Here is an 18,061-nt window from a genome sequence, read left to right as displayed (position 1 = left end):
TATATCTACGGCTTAGAGTTCCCCTACTTAGAGCTCCTGAGTGCGGGGCATCCAGGAGGGGCGCTTCGCCTCGTACGCTTCAATAGCTTCGAGGTTCTGCAGGGTCAGACCGATATCGTCCAGGCCCTCCATGAGGCGCCAGCGCACGTAGTCGTCAATCTCGAAGGGAACAACCAGCGCGCCCACGGTTACGGTCTTGGACTCCAGGTCAACGGTGATTTCGGTGCCGGGCTCGTGCTCCAGCGCCTTCCAAATCAGCTCGATATCGTCCTGTGCAACCTGTGCGGTGACCAGGCCCTGCTTACCGGAGTTGCCGCGGAAAATATCGGCAAAACGAGCAGAGATAACGACCTTGAAACCGTAGTCGCGCAGCGCCCACACGGCGTGCTCACGCGAGGAACCGGTACCGAAGTCCGGGCCCGCAACCAGCACGCTACCGTGCTTGTAGGGCTCCTGGTTCAGGATGAACTCGGGGTCCTTACGCCAGTTAGCGAAGAGGGCATCATCAAAGCCAGTCTTGGTCACTCGCTTGAGGTAGACGGCGGGGATGATCTGGTCGGTGTCAACATTCGAAGAACGCAGCGGCACGCCAATGCCGGTGTGCTTAATAATGGGTTCCATAATGGCTCCTTAGCTATAGCGGCGTGCTAGGCCACGACGTCGGACGGGGCGGACAGGGTACCGCGCACAGCGGTTGCGGCGGCGACCACCGGGGAGACCAGGTGGGTGCGGCCACCCTTGCCCTGGCGGCCCTCAAAGTTACGGTTCGAGGTGGAGGCGCAACGCTCACCGGGTGCCAGCTGGTCGGGGTTCATGCCCAGGCACATGGAGCAGCCGGCGAAGCGCCAGTCGGCACCGAAGTCCTTGAAGACCTTGTCCAGGCCTTCTGCTTCTGCCTGCGCGCGGACCTTCTGGGAGCCAGGCACGACCATCATGCGCACGTTCTCGGCGATGGTGCGGCCACGAACGATGTCCGCTGCGGCGCGCAGGTCCTCAATGCGGGAGTTGGTGCAGGAACCCAGGAAGACAACATCCACGGGGATTTCCTTCATGGGGGTGCCCGCCTCCAGGCCCATGTATTCGAGGGCGCGTTCTGCTGCGACCTTGTCGTTCTCGTCCTCGAAGTCGTCCGGGGAGGGAACGGCGTGGCTCAGCGGAATGCCCTGACCGGGGTTGGTACCCCAGGTGACGAAGGGTTCGAGCTCGTCAGCGTTGATGAAGATTTCCTTGTCGAAGACGGCGCCTTCGTCGGTGGGCAGGCTCTTCCAGTACTCGACTGCCTTGTCCCACTCTTCACCCTTGGGCGCGTGCTGGCGACCCTTGATGTACTCGAAGGTGATCTCGTCGGGGGCGACCATGCCGGCGCGTGCGCCCGCCTCGATGGACATGTTGCACATGGTCATGCGGCCCTCCATGGAGAGGGAGCGGATCGCGGAGCCGCGGTATTCGAGCACGTAGCCCTGACCGCCGCCGGTACCAATCTGCGCGATGACAGCGAGGATGATGTCCTTTGCGGTCACGCCGGGCTTGAGTGTGCCTTCAACGTTGATTGCCATGGTCTTGAAGCGTGCCAGGGGCAGGGTCTGGGTCGCCATGACGTGTTCCACCTCGGAGGTGCCGATGCCGAACGCGAGAGCGCCGAACGCACCGTGGGTGGAGGTGTGGGAGTCGCCGCAGACGATGGTCATGCCGGGCATGGTCAGACCCAGCTGCGGGCCGACCACGTGCACAATGCCCTGTTCTTCGTCACCGAGGGAGTGGATGCGCACGCCGAATTCCTTGGCGTTGCGGCGCAGGGTCTCGATCTGGGTGCGGCTGGTCAGGTCGGCGATGGTGCCGAAGATGTTGTCGGTGGGGGTGTTGTGATCCTCGGTGGCGATGGTCAGGTCGAGGCGGCGCAGGGGGCGGTTCTCGATGCGCAGCCCTTCGAATGCCTGGGGGGAGGTCACTTCGTGCAGTAGCTGCAGGTCGATGTAGAGCAGGTCGGGCTTGCCGTTTTCACCGGGGACGACGACGTGTGCGTCCCAGACTTTTTCTGCCAGGGTGCGCGGACGGGTGCCCGCGGTGGTTGCGTTCTGTTCGCTAGTCATGCTTTCTCCTGCTTGATGCGTTCCTACGGTGGATGCGTTCGGTGTGGTGCGTGCCGCAAGTTTGCGGAGTTGAGGGGCGGATTATGTACCCGATGGGACCCTCAAATCGGTATTTCCCTGCGGCGTGTCGCATATTTTTTCACGGATTCTTAGCCTGTGAGACGGCCTAGAAACACCCCGAACTAGCGAGTGTTTTTATGTGGGTTTACTCTATGACTCCAGGGTAATTTTGCGAGATTATTCGCATTTTTCTGCGTCTTTTCGCATATTTTCACCCATAAACCCACACAAACACTTATTATGAAAAGTTCACAATTTATCCCGTAGGGGGTGATTCCATCTTCAGCTCTGCATCTCAAAGAGTCCATGAAGTCCGGGGTATCTTTCATATTCTGAGATAGAATATAAGAATGACTCCTTCCGCCTCACGTTTTAACGCACACGGAATGCGTCACCCCAACGCATCCACACACCACAACGCACCGATTGTCGACCCCGTCAAGCCGCCCGAACACATGGCCGCCGACGAGCAGATGGTAGAGGTACACTCCCACGGCTCCTCCGGCGTTGGCGTGCTCGACAAGGCAACCCTCATCCTTGACTGCCTCGAGGCAGGCCCCGTATCCCTGGGCGACCTCGTCAAGGCAACCGGTCTGGCACGCCCCACCGCGCACCGCCTCGCCGTGGCGCTGGCTCACCACCGCCTCGTAGCCCGCGACGTGCAGGGACGCTTCATGCTCGGACCCCGCCTGACCGAACTCGCGTCCGCCACCATTTCCGATGAGCTCATCACCGTGGCAGACCCGATTCTGCAGAAGCTTAGCCTCGAAGCTGACGAGTCCACCCAGCTGTACCGCCGCCAGGGCGACTGGCGTGTATGCGCGGCAACCGCGGCACGCCCCTCCGGCATGCACGAATCCATCCCGGTCGGTACCCAGCTGTCCATGCAGGCTGGTTCCGCCGCCCAGGTTCTGCTGGCTTGGGAAGACCAGAACCGCATTGTTGAAGGCCTGCGCGACGCCCACTTCAGCGCCGCCATGCTCGCGGCTGTGCGCCGCATCGGTTGGGCGCAGTCCGTGGGTGAGCGCGAGCGCGGAACCGCCTCGGTCTCTGCTCCGGTGCGTGCGCCCGGCGGCAAGGTGATTGCGGCAGTGTCCATCTCGGGTCCGATTGACCGCATGACCCGCCAGCCGAACCGCAACTACCCTGAGCTGGTCGTTAAGGCTGCTCAGGCGATTACGGACGGTCTGCGTGAGCTTGCGGCGTCTCAGCAGGCTCCCTGCGGTGAGAGTACTGAAGAGGACTAAGCTTCAGTAGCGTGTAGATTTAACGAAAAGAATCCCTCCCCGCCTCGATTGAGGTGGGGAGGGATTCTTTTGTGCGCTCTTAGTTTGATGCGGGTTGTCCTGATACGGTTTCTCGGATGATACGCCGCTAAATGTCCAGCGCCTTGCGGTAGGCGTTGAGGCGCTTTGCTTCTTGCTGTACCGGGGCGACCACGCAGGACTGCACCGCCTTCTCCACGCCGGTCTGCAGGCGACCCCGCAGCTTACGTGCGTAGTAACGTGAGCCCATGGCGGTAAGTAGCCTACCCACACCCGCCGAGGCGATACCGAGCAACACACCCAGCAGCAGAAGCAGGGTCGGCAGGGGCACTGGGGAGCCTTCGGGGGTCGGGGCGGGCGGCAGCTGAATCTGCAGGTATGCCATGCCGGAAATCAGGGTCAGCCAGCCGACACCTACCAGGGCGCTCAGTAGCGCGATCCATTGCAGGGCATTGAAGATGACCCAGGGGGCGCGGGTGCGACCCAGACCGTAGTCGATGCGCACCATGTCGCGTTCGAGCAGTTCGGGTAGCTCCGCCTCGCGGGAGAGGGCGGCTTCCTTCATGCTGCGTTTCCACGGTTCGTCGATGCGAGCCGCCATCTGCTTGCTGTATTGGCGCACAGCGTTTGCCATGCCAGCCTTCTGCGCGGCGCTCAGCGGGGGTAGCGAGGATGCCACCAGCTCGGGTGCGTTCTCGCTATCGGAACCGAGCATGCCCGCGGACTTCTCAGCCTTAGACGTGCTCTTCGTTTCGTCTTGCTGCCCCAGGTGCAGACGGCGCAGGGGGTCAGCCTTTAGGCGGCTCATCCAGCGGGTGAGAATCCAGCCGGTGTGCTGACCCGCAGTACGGCGGTAGGAGGCGGTTGCCGCCTGCAAAACCTGCTCTGCCTGGCTGGAGGTGTAGCATGCCTTCACGAGCTTCTGCTCCGCGTCGAGGGCGTAGGCTCCGGCGAGTACGGTGCCTTCTCCCCCTGCGTAGGTGCGCAGCTGGGAGGCGGTGGCGTGCAGCTGCGCGTCGGTTCGCTGCAGGGATAGGCTCTTGGCGGCGGCTACCTGGGCGAGCAGGTCGCGGAGCACGTCGATGCCCTCACCGGTTCGCGCGGAGACGGCGATAGGTGCGGAGAGCAGGTGCGCTTCGGTGCCCTCAGCCTGGAGCAGGCGAGTGAGGGATGCGAGCACGGCGGGCACCTCGGCGGGCGCGAGTTTGTCCGCCTGGTTGAGCACGCAGAGCGCCTGCGCGCCGGATGCGGCAAGCGGCACCATGAAGTCGCGGTGGATGACGGCGTCGGCGTATTTTTGGGGGTCGACAACCCAGACGAGTACGTCCACGTAGCGCATCATGCGGGCGGCGAGGTCGCGGTTGGTGGTGGTGACCGAGTCGAAGTCGGGCATGTCCAACAGGATGAGGCCGCCGGTGCGGGTGCGCATTTCGCCGCGTCCACCGACGGCTCGGCGGATGCGGTTGAAGAGTCCGGGTGCCGGTTCGGTGACGGCGTTGGGTGCCGCCGCTCCCCCGGTTGCCTTATTACCCTCGGTTGCCTCTCCTTCGGCGGCGAGCGCCTGAGTTTGCGGGTAGACGCGCTTGTCGATACCGAGCCAGTCAAGTAGCTCTTCGCTGCCTTCTGCTTCCCAGATTGCCGCCTGCACGGTGGAGGTGGTCGGGCGTGTGGGCGCGGAGAGGGCAATGTTCTGCCCGGCGATGGCGTTGAAGAGCGTGGATTTGCCGCTGCCGGTCGCGCCGAAGAAGCCGATGACGGTGTGTTCGGTGGAGAGTTCGCGGCGTTGGCTGAGGCGTTCGAGGGTTGCGGCGGCGTCGAGCAGCACGGTTTCGGGGACTCGTCCTTCGCCGTAGCTGATGGCGTCCTTGAGGGATGCGACGGAGCGCGCGAAGGGCGAGGTTGCCACGGCGGGGGTGGCGCCTCGCTCGGTGTTGCGCTCAGTAGTATTGCGCTCGGCGTTCTCGAGTTTCTTCTCGGGGGTAGTCATAGTGCGTTATTTCTTCGTCTGTGGTGCGGGGTGCCTGTCCGGAGTGGTTTAGCGAGCAACCGTGCCGTTAGTGTGGGCTGCGGCTTGGCGCTGTGTGGTTTGACTCTGGGTGCTCATTTCTGCGGCGATTGCCTGCACCTGCTCAGCGGCGCGGTGAATGTCCTCGGCATCAGCCTGCGGGTCGGTTTCTTCCAGTACGGCGGTGAAGGGCTGGGCGTGCTCAGTGAGCAGCCCCGACATGCGTTCGAGCAGGTCGGTGCGGGCGCGGGTTGCCATGCGGCGCACCGCGTCTTCACCGAAGATGGACTCGAGCAGTTTGGTGCCGACCACTCCGCTACCGCCGGCGATACCCGCCTCAATACCGGTGATGCCGCCGGTGAGGCTGAACGCGGCGACCATGAGCATCACGGCGGTGGCGTTCACGCCCAGGGAGAGGAAGCGGGCGCGTTTGCGCTTGTCGGCACCTTCTTCACGGATCATTTCGAGGACGGAGCCCTGCCAGAGGCGAATCTGCTCGGCAACGGCTGCGGAGAAGATGTCTTCGGCGGACTGCACTTCACCCTTCGCTTCGTTGCCCTTCGCCTCGCCGTTTGCGCCTGCGTTCTGTTCGGGTGCGGCGGAGGCCATCTGCGGCGCATCCAGGCGTGCCAGCAGGGAGCGTCCGGCGCGGCTGGCACCCCAGCGGGTGCGGGTGTTTTCGGAGGCGCGGGCGGCTGCATCCAGAACCACGGCGTGAATACCGCTTTCGAGGGCGTCCTCTACCTTCTGGGCGGCGGCGGGCTGACCGCGCAGGGCGGAGCCGACCCGGTCACGCAGACGACCGATGGTGCTGTCGAGGGAGCGGAAGAAGTCGCCGGTTCCCACGAAGTCGTGCCAGCGCGAGAGCACTTCGCCGCGTAGCAGGGAGCCGTCGGAGAGCGCCCCGTCGATGGTGGTCAGTGCGTCCTCGTATTCTTCGGCGACGATGGTGGCAAGCGACTGGTGCGCCGCCTGCTGGCGTGCCTGTTCGGCGGCGAGCACCTGCAGGTTACCGGCGAGGGTTTCGACGGCACCGGCGAGGGTCTGCCGGGCGATGGCGGCGCGGGCGGGCGCATCGGCGCCGAGTTCGCGGATCCACAGGGTCAGCGGTGCGAGGCTGACGGGGGCGAGCATGCCCTTCTCGTCGCGCGGCTGCTCGGTGACGGTGTGAATCAGCACGGCGTGGATTCCCGCCTCGTCGAGCATGCGTCGCAGGTCGTTTTCGATGGCTTCTTCGTCGCCTTCGGGCACGCGGTTGAGCACCACGGCAATTGCGATGGAGCGTGCGGCGGCCTCGTGGAGTAGCTCCCAGGGCACGGCATCGGCGTAGCGGTTGGCGGTGGTGACGAAGAGCCACAGGTCAGCAGCGGAGAGCAATTCCTTAGCGAGGGTGCGGTTTTCTTCGGAGACGGAGTCGATATCGGGCGCATCAATGAGCGCAATGCCCTGCGGCAGCGCCGAGGTAGTAATAGGAATGAGGGCGCGCGCAATGGTCGGGTCGAGGCCCGGCAGTGCCTGCGATCCGGCGTTCATGCCGGAGGTGCGGGTGCGCGGCAGGGTGGGCAGGAAGCGTTCGGGTGACAGCGCCGCCTCGTCTTCTGCGCGGTGCAGGAGTACGGGGTGGCGGGTGGTGGGTCGAATCGCACCGGACTGGGTGAGCGGTTCGCCGAGCAGGGTGTTGACGAGGGTGGATTTACCGGCGCCGGTGGAGCCGCCGACCACGATGGTGAGGGGGTTATCGACGCTGGCGCTACGCGGCAGAATGTAGTCGTCGAGTTGGCGTGCCATGGCTGCGAGCAGGGTGCGTGCGGAGGCGGTGCCGTGCTCTGCGGTGCCGTCGTGGGCGACGGTGTAGGGGGTGCCGGGGGTTTCGCCGGCTTCTACGTCGAGCGGGAGGGGGATTCGAGTGAGCAGTTCGCGCGCTGCTTTGAGCTGCGCATAGTCGGTGGTAGTCACAGCGCTATTGTCCCATAGGGTGAACCCGCTTCATGCCATGTGTGGGCGTTGTGGTGGGCACGTTGCGACTGCGGGGAGTTTGGATGCGCTTTTCGGGGTGTTTTTGATGGGTGTTCGGACAACGTGAGAGGTTGAAATACTATTTACACACATAGTGCAACAACTCCAATTTGCGATTTACTCGCATCAAGAAAAAGCTAAAAATCCCTAAGTTTCTAGGGGAAACAACAGATTTTAATGCGGTTACCCCGAACACATTGGTACGTTCTATATCCCGCATAAAACGGGCAAATATTAAGATTTGATAACTTTTTACGCTCAAGCGCAGATATGGTCGTTTCGAACCTGAAAGTACGCTTAGAATCATTGAGCACGACAACCAGGCAGGTCATAACCCACACCGATTCCCTCAGGAGGCTTCTGGCCTGCCCTTTCTATCGCATCCGTACTCACCGCGGTATGCCACACCCTTCGGGAACGCTCACAGAGCCCTCGCTCAACTGCATCCGAGCTACCCGTTACTGCCTGCCCGTCTTTACTCTTGCGAAAGGTTGCGCATGTTCGGTTCGCTGTCACGTCGCCATCTTCTTGCTCTTTCTTCCGGAGCAGCATTGAGTGCACTCGCAAGCGCCTGCAGCCCCAGCGCAGTTTCTCGCCCTCAACCACTCACTGATCCCTCTCCCACTGATGCCGCACCGGCGCCTCAGAGCACCCAGACTAAATCTGCGACCACCACGCGCAGCATCACCTACGCCGAGCCTCTACCCAAATCCGCTCTGGACGGCCGCGGCCCGGCAATCCTGCCGGATCAGTTCTTTGAGCGCGTCGGCAATTTCTCGAACGGCACTCTCAGCCACCGTGCCGTCAATGTCCCCCGCCCCATCATGCCTCCGGAGGCTAAGGAACGTACCGTTGAGGGCCTGCACGCCTTCCTGCAGTACTGGGGTGCCGCGCAGAACTACATGCTCCTCACCGGCGATACCGACCCCTTCATGAGCCTGCCCGGCCAGGAGCACTTTAGCCACATGGCGCAGATGTACCGCGACATTTACCGCTACAACATTGGCTGGCTGGTCTCTAAGAGCAACCACCCCATGTGCATTAACCTGAGCTCCCCGCAGCCGGTACCCGCCACCGAGCAGGACGTCTACTGCTGGAAGGCGACCCTGAAGGTGGACGAGAACGCATTCCTGTTCAACCATGAGACCCGCCAGCGTGAGCAGCTCACCGGCATCTACGGCAGCAATCAGAAGGCAGATGCTTACGTCTACTTTGGCGAGAACGGCTGGCAGATGCTGGAAGATCCGAAGTCTTCCCCGAGCGCTACCGCCACCCCGGCGGCTACCACTGAACCGTCCGCGAATACTCCGAGCGCGCACCCGACCCCGAATGAGAGCCCCTCTTCTAAGGCGGCTCGTTACATTCGAGGCTCAGCCTAAAGCTTCTTTGCATCCGTGCCTCAAAGATCCCGTCATATTGGGTGATATGAGGCACGGATGAGGGCTTTTATTTGTGTGCCACGCGTGAAATCTATAGGCTAGGGCTAGATGAGGTCCGCCCATTTTCGCCTCAATACGCCTCTACCCGCCCCGCGGGTGACTGCTTCACGCCCTCTAATGGGGGCATGATGTTAGGCTGAGGATTAGGGCGTGAGCTCTTCACCTATCACCGATACTTCCGCATCACAGCACATTCAAGGGGATCACTATGATTCACAGCCGCCGCCACTTTATTGCGCTCACGGGCACTGCCGCCCTGGGTGCGATGCTTGCCGCTTGCGGTTCCAAAAAGACTGCGGAGGCGACCGCCTCCCCCACTCCTTCCGCGTCGATTGCGGGTGCCTACGATAACCTGTCGGGCGAGCTGAAGTGGACCAAGTACGTTGCGGGTACCGGTGCAGCCCCGATGAGCAGCACCGACCCGGAGACCGGTCAGGTCTACACGATTGAGCCGACCGCCGGCCCCGCGAGTGTTGATTCTAAGGCGAGCGCCGTGCCCATCCCGGTTGAAGATGAGAGCATGTACGAGAAGAACGCGCGTAGCCTGCGCGCCACCTTCGCATATTTTGCCGCGGCGGTGAACTACGCCCGCATGACCGGTGATCCCGGTCCGGCTCTGCAGGTGGTTCATCAGGATAATTCTGTTCAGCGTGCTTCTTTGGAGAAGCTGCGCGCCTTCTATGCGCCCGGCACGAACTGGCTGGTTGATGGTGAGTGGACCTTCCGCCTGACCGATAAGCAGCCGACGACCCGCGGCACCAAGTATTCGTGGGCGTGCACCGTGACTCAGGCGCACGGTCTGCAGGTTGAGAAGGCAACCAACACGACCAAGCCCCTGGAAGACACTGAGGCCCAGGAGATTAAGGCTCTCTACGCTGAGTACGATGAGGAGGCGAAGCGCTGGTTGGTGATTGCGCCTCAGCAGTACGATCCGGCGTTGACTCCGAAGCCGACTCAGACTCCGCGTGCGCATCCTTCGTCGACTTATACCCCGACGGTGACTGATGACAGCACCGTGGCGGCTAATGCTGGCGCAAACGCCGGCGCGAACACTTCGGGTAACGGTGCCGCGCAGGGTACCGCTAACAACGGTGCCGCCCAGAATGGCGCAGGTCAGAGCGGTGCCGGTCAGGGCGGTTCCCGTCAGTACACTGGTTCCCAGAATGGCGGTGCACAGAATGGTGCCGGTCAGGGTTCTGCAGGTCAGGGTGGCGCGGCTCAGGCTCCTCAGCCTGCAGCTACCCAGGCACCTGCCGCTCCCGCGCAGCCCGTGGCGACTCAGCCTGCAGCTGCGACGGCTCAGCCGACCGTAGCACCCGGTGCCGCTGAGCCCGGTGCCGCTGGTGGAGATGTTGCTCCCGCTGGGGGCGCCCAGTAGCCCCTCCCCTATAGACGATGAACGCGTCCTCTCCTTCGCTATACCCGCTATGCCCCATTCGGCGCGATGCTCCCGCTAGCTCCAGTACGTTTGCTGACTGCGGTAAGTTCGCTGATGGGCGGCATATCACGCTCGTTTGAGCGCTGGTACGCACGGGTGTGAAGGCGGGGGCGCGTTATACTTAGGACTGTCTCTAGAGGGATGTCCGCGTGTGATATCCGCTCGTCGAGGCGTTCTCTCACTCGTCTCTCACCTGAGATTCTCACTCGAAAGGTATTCCGTGGCGCTTTTCCCCATGACCTCCGGGCTTCCCAGTTCCACTACCGGCATCAGCCGCCGTTCTGTTCTGCGTTACGCGGGTGCGGGCGTTGCGGGCGTGTCTTTGAGCGCCCTGCTGGTTGCGTGCGGCGGCGGTTCTTCCTCCAGCGAGAACGCTGATGCGGATACCCCTCAGATTTCCCCTTCGGCTTCTTCGCGCACTGATTTTAGCGGCGAGGTCACCTTCGATAACTATGAGAAGAAGGGTAATTTCGTTCCCGCGACCGAGTCTGCACCTGCTCAGAACGTGCCGTTCCCGAAGCGCCCGGCGAGCGCCTCGGAGAACTCGGTGCAGGGTCTGTACGATTCGATTGCGTTCGTGTATGCGGCGATTAACTACCTGGTGCTGACCGGTGATGCGGCTCCGCTGCGTGAGTCGAAGGCTGATGAGAAGTTCGTTGCGTCGTTCTCGTCGTTCATGGATGAGTCGAATGAGAGCTCGCAGGCGCGTGACTGGTATGTGTCGCCGAAGGTGACTATGTCGGCATTTACTGCTGTTCCTGCTCTGGTGAAGAAGAGCGTGCAGTGGACCTTTGACCTGGTGATTGACTTGGGTCCGACCGTGGTGATTGACGGTGCCCCTGCGGAGATGTCCGAGAAGGTGCGCCGCACGGAGCGTGGCCTGGTGGTTACCGGTGTGCGCCACGATAATGACTGGACCCTGACTATTCAGGATGAGTACGAGGCTCAGGCGTCGGCTCAGCCGAAGAATGGTGGCGCTAATGGCGGTGCTAACGGTGGTGGCAATTCCGGTAACTCCGGTAATGGCGGCAACTCTAATAATGGTGACAACCTTTAAGCCCTCAGAAGGATGAGGCATCATGCCCTAACTCGCACTCGGGTTAGGGCATGATCTGTTTTACTCTGGTAGTAACGAGCTTTCCTGGATTCAAGGTTTTTGTATGTCTTCTTTTTCTCAGTCTTTCTCTCGCCGCTCCCTGCTGCGCCTGGGTGTGGGCGCCTCCGCTGTTGCAGGTTCTGCGGCGCTGTTGAGCGCGTGCGGCTCGGGTAGCTCTAGCCAGCAGTCGGGTTCTCAGGGCGGTAGCCTGAGCGGTTCGAAGTCGAGCGCTAACCCGAACGGGTACAGCGATGATGGTCAGAACTATTCGGGTCTGGTGGAATACACCCACTATGATGGTGCGTTGAATTATGAGCAGGGTACGGTGGATCATCCGCCGCGTAATGCTCCGAAGCCGAAGGTGACTGATACGCTCTCGTTGAATACGGTGACGGGTTTTCATGAGGCGGTTGCTTATTTTGCGGCGGCTATGGATTATCTGGTGAAGACCGGTAGCACGGATGCGTTCTCGACCGGCATTCAGCTGTCCTCGAAGACTCGCTCTGAGGTGGATGCCCTGTCGACGTCGATTCTGGCGGGTGTGGAGAAGGGTTCCTGGTATGTGAACCCGTCGGCTTCTTATGCTTTGGCGAGCGCTCAGCCGTCGATTATGAGCGATGGCAATCTGCTGTTTAAGGGTCAGTACACTCTGGACTTTGGTGCGGAGGCGGTGGCTGAGGGTAAGATCCAGCCGGTGGCCGCCTCGGCGAGCGCTTCTGCCTCTGCTGAGCCTACTGAGCCGTCGGAGGATGCGCTGGTGTCTGATGCGGCGTCCCCAAGCGCCTCTGCTTCTGCGACTGCTGCGGGTCCGGCTTCTCGAGTGACGATTCAGGAGTGCGATTTCCGCGGCCGCTACCACGCTGATTCGAAGATGTGGGAGCTGAGCGTGGCGTACGGTGCCACCATTCAGGGAGGCGCTGCCCGGGGAGGCGCATCCACCGCGAGCGCGGCGGCGTCCGGCACAGCGTCCGGCGCGGCTTCCCCGTCTACTTCCGAGCCTTCTTCTGCCGCCGCTTCTGCTGAGGCTTCCGTTGAGGCGTCCGCCACCTCCGCGGCGTCTTAGTTCGTCATAACGCTTTTATCTGCGAGGCGCTTCTCACGCTTCGCCCGCTCAACTCTGTATCCTGTTGGGTTTGCGGCTAAACTGGTTGCAATCACCGACTGACTGAAAGGTATCACTATGTCCGAGAACCTGACCCGCCGCGCGGCGCTGGGTGTGCTGGGCGTCAGCTCTATGGCTTTGCTGGCGGCTTGTGGCTCTAAGGCTACTTCTGAGGCGTCTGCTTCCGCTTCTGGCTCTGAGAGCGCTTCTGCTGCGGCTTCTGAGTCTGCTACCGCTTCGCCGAGCGCTTCGGCTTCGGCGTCTGCTTCCCCTTTCGCTTCTGCGTCGGCTTCTGCTTCGGCGTCGAGCTCTCCGCTGCCTAATGACAATAAGGATTACAGCGGCGTGGCAAAGCTGGAGAAGATGGAGGAGCACGGCGAGTACCAGCCGGGTAATGCTGAGCACCCGCCGCAGAACGTGCCGTCCCCGATTGTTCCGGAGGCTATGCACCAGAATTCGGTGGCTGGCTTCGCGGCGGCTCTGGCGTACTTTGGTGCGGCGTTTGAGTACCTGCTGCGTACCGGTGATATGCACTACATGAACGAGGTCAGCACCGATCAGGAGACCCTGGCGGCGATGAAGAAGTACGCGGATTCCACCAAGGCAGGTATTGAAGAGAAGAAGACCTGGTACGTGAACCCGACCGCTACCCTGACTATCGGTACTAAGCAGCCGGTTCTGGCGCAGGGTGCGTACAACTGGACCGTGACTCTGAATGTGGATCTGGGCGAGAAGCTGTTCAAGGACGGCAAGGAGCAGACCGTGGCGGCTGATAAGCGGCACGTGAAGATGTTCGGTGAGGCTGTTGGTCGCTACTTGAATAACAAGTGGGACCTGCACATGGACATCAACTAGTCTTCTGGGCTGGTTCTCTCCCGCGCTTTTGCGTCTTTTCCATCTCAGGATGCGGTTTTTCACTGTTTTTTCCATTGATGGCAATAAAATTTGTGGCTCCAGCTTGCGGTGAACAGAGTTCATCACTACTCTTATATACAGAGGTTGTCTTTTGGGCTACATAATGTTTCTAGAGAGCGCCGCACATTCATCATCCTTTATCGAGAAAGGGTTTGTGCGGCGCTTTTCTGTACCCTCTTTTTGAACCTCGTTCCCTGAGGTTTTTCTCTGGCATTATTACGAACTGTGACCGCAGGTTTAAACCTGTCGCCGGTGAGTAGTAGAGTTGCCACGTAACCGATTATTCATTGCGGAGACCCCGTCGCGGCTGGCCTCCCCCAGGCTCATGTAAGGAGCACCCCATGGCAAAAATTCTCAACAGCATCGTTGAAGCAACCGGCCAGACCCCCCTGATTAAGCTGAACCGACTGGACGAGGGTCTTCCCGGTAACGTCGCCGTCAAGCTTGAGTTCTACAACCCCGCAGGTTCGGTCAAGGACCGTATCGGTCGCGCCATCATTGACGCTGCTGAGAAGTCGGGTGCGCTGAAGCCCGGCGGCACCATTGTTGAGGGTACTTCCGGTAACACCGGTATTGCGCTGGCTATGGTGGGTGCTGCTCGCGGTTACCGCGTCATCCTGACCATGCCGGAGACCATGTCTGCTGAGCGTCGCGTGCTGCTGCGCGCTTACGGTGCTCAGATTGTGCTGACCCCCGGTACCGAGGGTATGCGCGGTGCTGTGGAGAAGGCTAAGGAAATCGTTGCTACCACCGAGAACGCTATTCTGGCGTCCCAGTTCTCTAACGAGGCGAACCCCGCTATTCACTACAACACCACCGGCCCCGAGATTTGGGAAGCAACCGACGGTAAGGTCGACATTTTCGTGGCGGGTATTGGCACCGGCGGCACCATCTCCGGTACCGGTAAGTACCTGAAGGAGCAGAACCCGAACGTTAAGGTTGTTGCGGTTGAGCCGAAGGACTCCCCGCTGCTCTCCGAGGGTCGCGTTGGTCCCCACAAGATTCAGGGCCTGGGCGCTAACTTCGTTCCCGACACCCTGGACCGCGGCATCTACGATTCGGTGACTCCGGTCAGCGCTGAGGACGCTATGCGCACCTCCCGCCTGCTGGCTACCCAGGAAGGTATTCTGGGCGGTATTTCTTCCGGTGCGGCTGTGTGGGCTGCTCTGGAGGAGGCTAAGAAGTCTGAGAACAAGGACAAGCTGATTGTGGCTATCGTTCCCGACTTCGGTGAGCGTTACATCTCTACCGCTCTGTACGAGGATATCCGCGGCTAATAGGCCCCGGTCTTCGGCACCCCTCCCCGTGAGGCCGCCATCTAGAACAGTACGCAGTGTTCGACGCTCCGTCCCGGTTGCATGCCGGGGCGGAGCGTTTGCGTTTTCCCGCGATACTCCCCCGCTGAGACCCGCCCGAGCCCGAATATTACGTTCCGCACGCAATTGTGACCGAGATGTTAAAGAGAGCACTCACTATGACGACGACAGAGTTCGGGAATAGGTGAATGAGCACCGTTGTTGGTACCTTTGGAAAGGTCGCATACACAGAGCACGACCGATGAGGGAAAGGGAACCCATGAGTTTTATTGCGCGTCTGCGTGAAGATATTGAGAACGTCCGCCAGCACGACCCTGCTGCGCGCGGCGCTGTCGAGATTGCGCTGAACTATTCGGGTATGCACGCGATTTGGGTTCACCGTCTGACCCATAAGCTCTGGCAGAAGGATGAGACGAAGGCTCTGGCTCGTACTCTCTCGCAGTTTGCTCGTTTTCTGACCGGTGTGGAGATTCACCCCGGTGCGACCATTGGCCGCCGTTTCTTCATTGATCACGGCATGGGCATTGTCATTGGTGAGACCGCTGAGGTTGGTGACGACGTGATGCTGTACCACGGCGTGACCCTGGGCGGTCGTTCCCTGGAGAAGGTGAAGCGTCACCCCACCATTGGTGACCGTGTGACCATTGGTGCTGGCGCTAAGGTGCTGGGTCCGGTGGTTATTGGTGCCGATAGCGCTATCGGTGCGAACGCTGTGGTGGTCCACGATCACCCCGCCGATTCGATTATTACCGGCATTCCGGCGAAGCACCGCCCGCGTACCCCGGAGAAGAAGAAGCCTCTGGTGGACGCTGTGGAGTACATTGACCCCGCCATGTGGATTTAGCGCTTAGCAAGCGTTTTGAGGCGGTAGAGGCGCACCTGGCGGCTCCTCACGAGGCTCCAAGCTCCTCACCGGGCTCCGCAGGTCTTCTCTCCTGCTATACGCCCCTCAAGATACCCCTGAGGCATCTCGGGGGCGCCCCGTCAAGACATAACGAACAAGACATAACAAAAGCCCGCCTTCGACCGGATCCTCATCCAGCCGAAGGCGGGCTTTTACGTATTCAGCTACGTGAGCTTAGTGAACGTGAATGTCCGCTGCGTTCACCTCGGAACGGTCACCGCTCCACATGGTGTGGAAGGCGCCCTCTTCGTCAATACGACCGTAGGTGTGTGCACCGAAGAAGTCACGCTGACCCTGAATCAGGGATGCGGGCAGGCGGTCGCGGCGCAGGCCGTCGTAGTAGGACAGTGCGGAAGCGAATACCGGCACGGGGATGCCCAGTGCGGTTGCCTTAGCCACCACGCGACGCCAGGAAGGAACGAGTTCCTCCATGAGGTTCTTGAAGGCGGGTGCCAGCAGCATGTTTGCGGGTGCTTCGCCTGCGTAGGCAGCCATGATGTCGCCCAGCAGCTCGGCGCGGATAATGCAGCCTGCACGCCACAGCGATGCGATGGTGTCCAGCTTCAGGTCCCAACCGTATTCCTTGCCTGCGCGGGTGAGCAGGTCCATGCCCTGTGCGTACGCAACGAGCTTGGATGCGAAGAGTGCGCGGCGCACATCCTCAACGAACTCGGGGTCGCCTGCACCGATGCCGGTGGTTGCGATCAGACCTGCGGGCAGTTCGCGCTGTGCTTGCTCTCGCTGCTCACGCTCGGAGGAGGAGAGGGCGCGTGCGAACACGGACTCTGCGATAGCGGAGACGGGGGAACCGAGGTCCAGGCCAGCCTTAGCGGTCCACAGGCCGGTACCCTTCTGGCCCGCTGCGTCAACGATAACGTCGACCAGGGGCTTGCCGGTCTTTGCGTCTACCTGTGCGAGCACCTCAGCGGTGATTTCGATCAGGTAGGAGCTCAGGTCGCCTTCGTTCCAGGTCTTGAAGATTTCTGCCTGCTGTGCCGGCTCAATGCCTGCGATGGAGCGCAGAATGTCGTACGCTTCGCCGATCACCTGCATGTCGGCGTACTCGATGCCGTTGTGGACCATCTTCACGAAGTGGCCCGCACCGTCGGTGGAGATCCATGCGCAGCAGGGTGCGCCGTCCTGAGGTGCCTTCGCTGCGATCTTTTCGAGCAGCGGGCCCAGGTGCTTGTAGGACTCTGCGGAGCCGCCGGGCATCATGGAGGGGCCCCAGAGAGCGCCCTCTTCGCCGCCGGAAACGCCAACGCCTACGAAGTGCAGGCCCTTTTCAGCCAGGGCGTGCTCGCGACGGATGGTGTCGGGGAAGTGGGAGTTACCGCCGTCGATGATGATGTCACCCTCGTCGAGCATGGGGGTGAGCTGCTCGATCACTGCGTCGACGGGTGCGCCCGCCTTGACCATAATCAGGATGCGGCGGGGAGATTCGAGGGAGTCGACGAGTTCCTGCAGGGACTCGGTGCGGATGAAATCGCCCTCTGCACCGTGCTCGGCGAGCAGGGCGTCGGTCTTCTCAGCGGAACGGTTGTGCAGTGCCACGGTGTAGCCGTTGCGTGCCAGGTTGCGGGCGAGGTTTGCACCCATGACAGCAAGGCCGGTAACACCAATCTGTGCCTTCTTGTTTTCAGTCATGTATATAAGGATACGCGCTGAGGGCAGGCTATATATAGGTGGACTGCAGTTTTATGCCCCGGGGACTGGCACTTCTGGCCGGATTTTCTTCTGAACCCTTGAGTAAGTCGTTTCTAAACCTTTGAGCGAAGCGTTTCTAAACCCTGAGCGAAACATTCTGGGAGCCGGTACGAGGGTAAACAAAAACCCCGGCACCTTGCGGTACCGGGGTAATCAGTGGGTCCTACCGGGATCGAACCGATGACATCCACGGTGTAAACGTGGCGCTCTACCAGCTGAGCTAAAGACCCGTAGTTCTCACTGATTCGTTTTCGTTTCAGTGGCGAACACAAGAGAAAACTATACAGGCTTCTACCGGAACGCACAACTCGATAGCACGTGTTCTATGTCTCAATATTTTTTTCATTTTCCCACTGCACCCCACACTAAGCCACAGCAAGCCATGTAAGGCTGCTACCTTTCAGGTAAGGTACACCCCCTCATTCCGCGCCATTCCGCCGACCCCCTCATTCCGCGCCATTTAGGTGCAAAAAGACCCTAACTAGTACTTTTGATGCGCATTTTTTCCGCTCAGATAGTCACAATGCGAAACCCACATCACAAAAACCCCCATTTGAGACCAAGAGAGGCACCTTTAGGTCTAAGATAGTAGAGATAAGAAGCGAAGTGGGTCTTACAGACCTATAGCGCTTAAACACAAAGATTGTTCGACAACGCAACAACGCGCGGCGGGCGATCTCACAACCGCACAGAAGAGAGGTTGGATTA

General features: G+C 60.9%; 13 protein-coding genes and 1 tRNA gene. 8 read left to right on the top strand and 6 right to left on the bottom strand.

Annotated features, from left to right (window positions below; translation table 11 throughout):
• Positions 1-27: 27 nt before the first annotated feature.
• Positions 28-621 (bottom strand): 3-isopropylmalate dehydratase small subunit, encoded by a 594-nt coding sequence (leuD, locus tag AB8C10_RS07660; protein WP_005505627.1) that lies wholly within the window; start codon positions 619-621, stop codon positions 28-30.
• Positions 622-647: 26 nt separating this feature from the next.
• Positions 648-2,090, bottom strand: coding sequence for a 3-isopropylmalate dehydratase large subunit (gene leuC / locus AB8C10_RS07655; protein WP_049356655.1), 1,443 nt, complete (start codon positions 2,088-2,090; stop codon positions 648-650).
• A gap of 410 nt (positions 2,091-2,500) precedes the next feature.
• Here leuC and AB8C10_RS07650 point away from each other — a divergent pair, with 410 nt between their 5' ends.
• Complete coding sequence (locus AB8C10_RS07650; RefSeq protein WP_371440389.1) at positions 2,501-3,397, top strand: IclR family transcriptional regulator; 897 nt, start codon at positions 2,501-2,503, stop codon at positions 3,395-3,397.
• A 127-nt stretch (positions 3,398-3,524) separates the two neighbouring features.
• Here AB8C10_RS07650 and AB8C10_RS07645 read toward each other — a convergent pair whose 3' ends face one another.
• Both AB8C10_RS07645 and AB8C10_RS07640 read right to left on the bottom strand, forming a co-directional pair.
• Positions 3,525-5,402: a GTPase gene (locus tag AB8C10_RS07645; protein ID WP_049347425.1), complete on the bottom strand. Its 1,878-nt coding sequence runs from the start codon at positions 5,400-5,402 to the stop codon at positions 3,525-3,527.
• A 48-nt stretch (positions 5,403-5,450) separates the two neighbouring features.
• A complete protein-coding gene (locus tag AB8C10_RS07640; protein ID WP_368867381.1) occupies positions 5,451-7,376 on the bottom strand; it encodes a dynamin family protein in 1,926 nt (641 codons plus the stop codon).
• A 611-nt stretch (positions 7,377-7,987) separates the two neighbouring features.
• Here AB8C10_RS07640 and AB8C10_RS07635 point away from each other — a divergent pair.
• The 7 genes from AB8C10_RS07635 to epsC all read left to right on the top strand — a co-directional run bounded on the left by AB8C10_RS07635 (position 7,988) and on the right by epsC (position 15,586).
• Complete coding sequence (locus AB8C10_RS07635) at positions 7,988-8,815, top strand: DUF6318 family protein (protein ID WP_368867380.1); 828 nt, start codon at positions 7,988-7,990, stop codon at positions 8,813-8,815.
• A gap of 268 nt (positions 8,816-9,083) precedes the next feature.
• Positions 9,084-10,253, top strand: coding sequence for a DUF6318 family protein (locus AB8C10_RS07630; protein ID WP_368867379.1), 1,170 nt, complete (start codon positions 9,084-9,086; stop codon positions 10,251-10,253).
• 280 nt (positions 10,254-10,533) lie between these two features.
• Positions 10,534-11,370: a DUF6318 family protein gene (locus AB8C10_RS07625; RefSeq protein WP_368867378.1), complete on the top strand. Its 837-nt coding sequence runs from the start codon at positions 10,534-10,536 to the stop codon at positions 11,368-11,370.
• A gap of 103 nt (positions 11,371-11,473) precedes the next feature.
• Entirely contained in the window at positions 11,474-12,472 is a 999-nt protein-coding gene (locus AB8C10_RS07620) for a DUF6318 family protein (RefSeq protein ID WP_368867377.1), read from the top strand.
• A 117-nt stretch (positions 12,473-12,589) separates the two neighbouring features.
• A complete protein-coding gene (locus AB8C10_RS07615) occupies positions 12,590-13,366 on the top strand; it encodes a DUF6318 family protein (protein WP_368867376.1) in 777 nt (258 codons plus the stop codon).
• Positions 13,367-13,767: 401 nt separating this feature from the next.
• Complete coding sequence (gene cysK, locus AB8C10_RS07610; RefSeq protein ID WP_049347413.1) at positions 13,768-14,703, top strand: cysteine synthase A; 936 nt, start codon at positions 13,768-13,770, stop codon at positions 14,701-14,703.
• 298 nt (positions 14,704-15,001) lie between these two features.
• Entirely contained in the window at positions 15,002-15,586 is a 585-nt protein-coding gene (gene epsC, locus AB8C10_RS07605) for a serine O-acetyltransferase EpsC (protein ID WP_049347410.1), read from the top strand.
• 234 nt (positions 15,587-15,820) lie between these two features.
• On the opposite strand, the gene gndA is transcribed toward epsC, so the two are convergent.
• Complete coding sequence (gene gndA, locus AB8C10_RS07600; RefSeq protein WP_368867375.1) at positions 15,821-17,293, bottom strand: NADP-dependent phosphogluconate dehydrogenase; 1,473 nt, start codon at positions 17,291-17,293, stop codon at positions 15,821-15,823.
• A 217-nt stretch (positions 17,294-17,510) separates the two neighbouring features.
• Positions 17,511-17,583 (bottom strand) — tRNA-Val (locus AB8C10_RS07595).
• Positions 17,584-18,061: the final 478 nt, after the last annotated feature.

Origin of the sequence: Rothia mucilaginosa (assembly GCF_964210535.1) — a bacterium.
In the GTDB taxonomy this organism is placed as follows: domain Bacteria; phylum Actinomycetota; class Actinomycetes; order Actinomycetales; family Micrococcaceae; genus Rothia; species Rothia mucilaginosa_F.
This window is presented reverse-complemented; position numbering and strand designations above follow the sequence as displayed.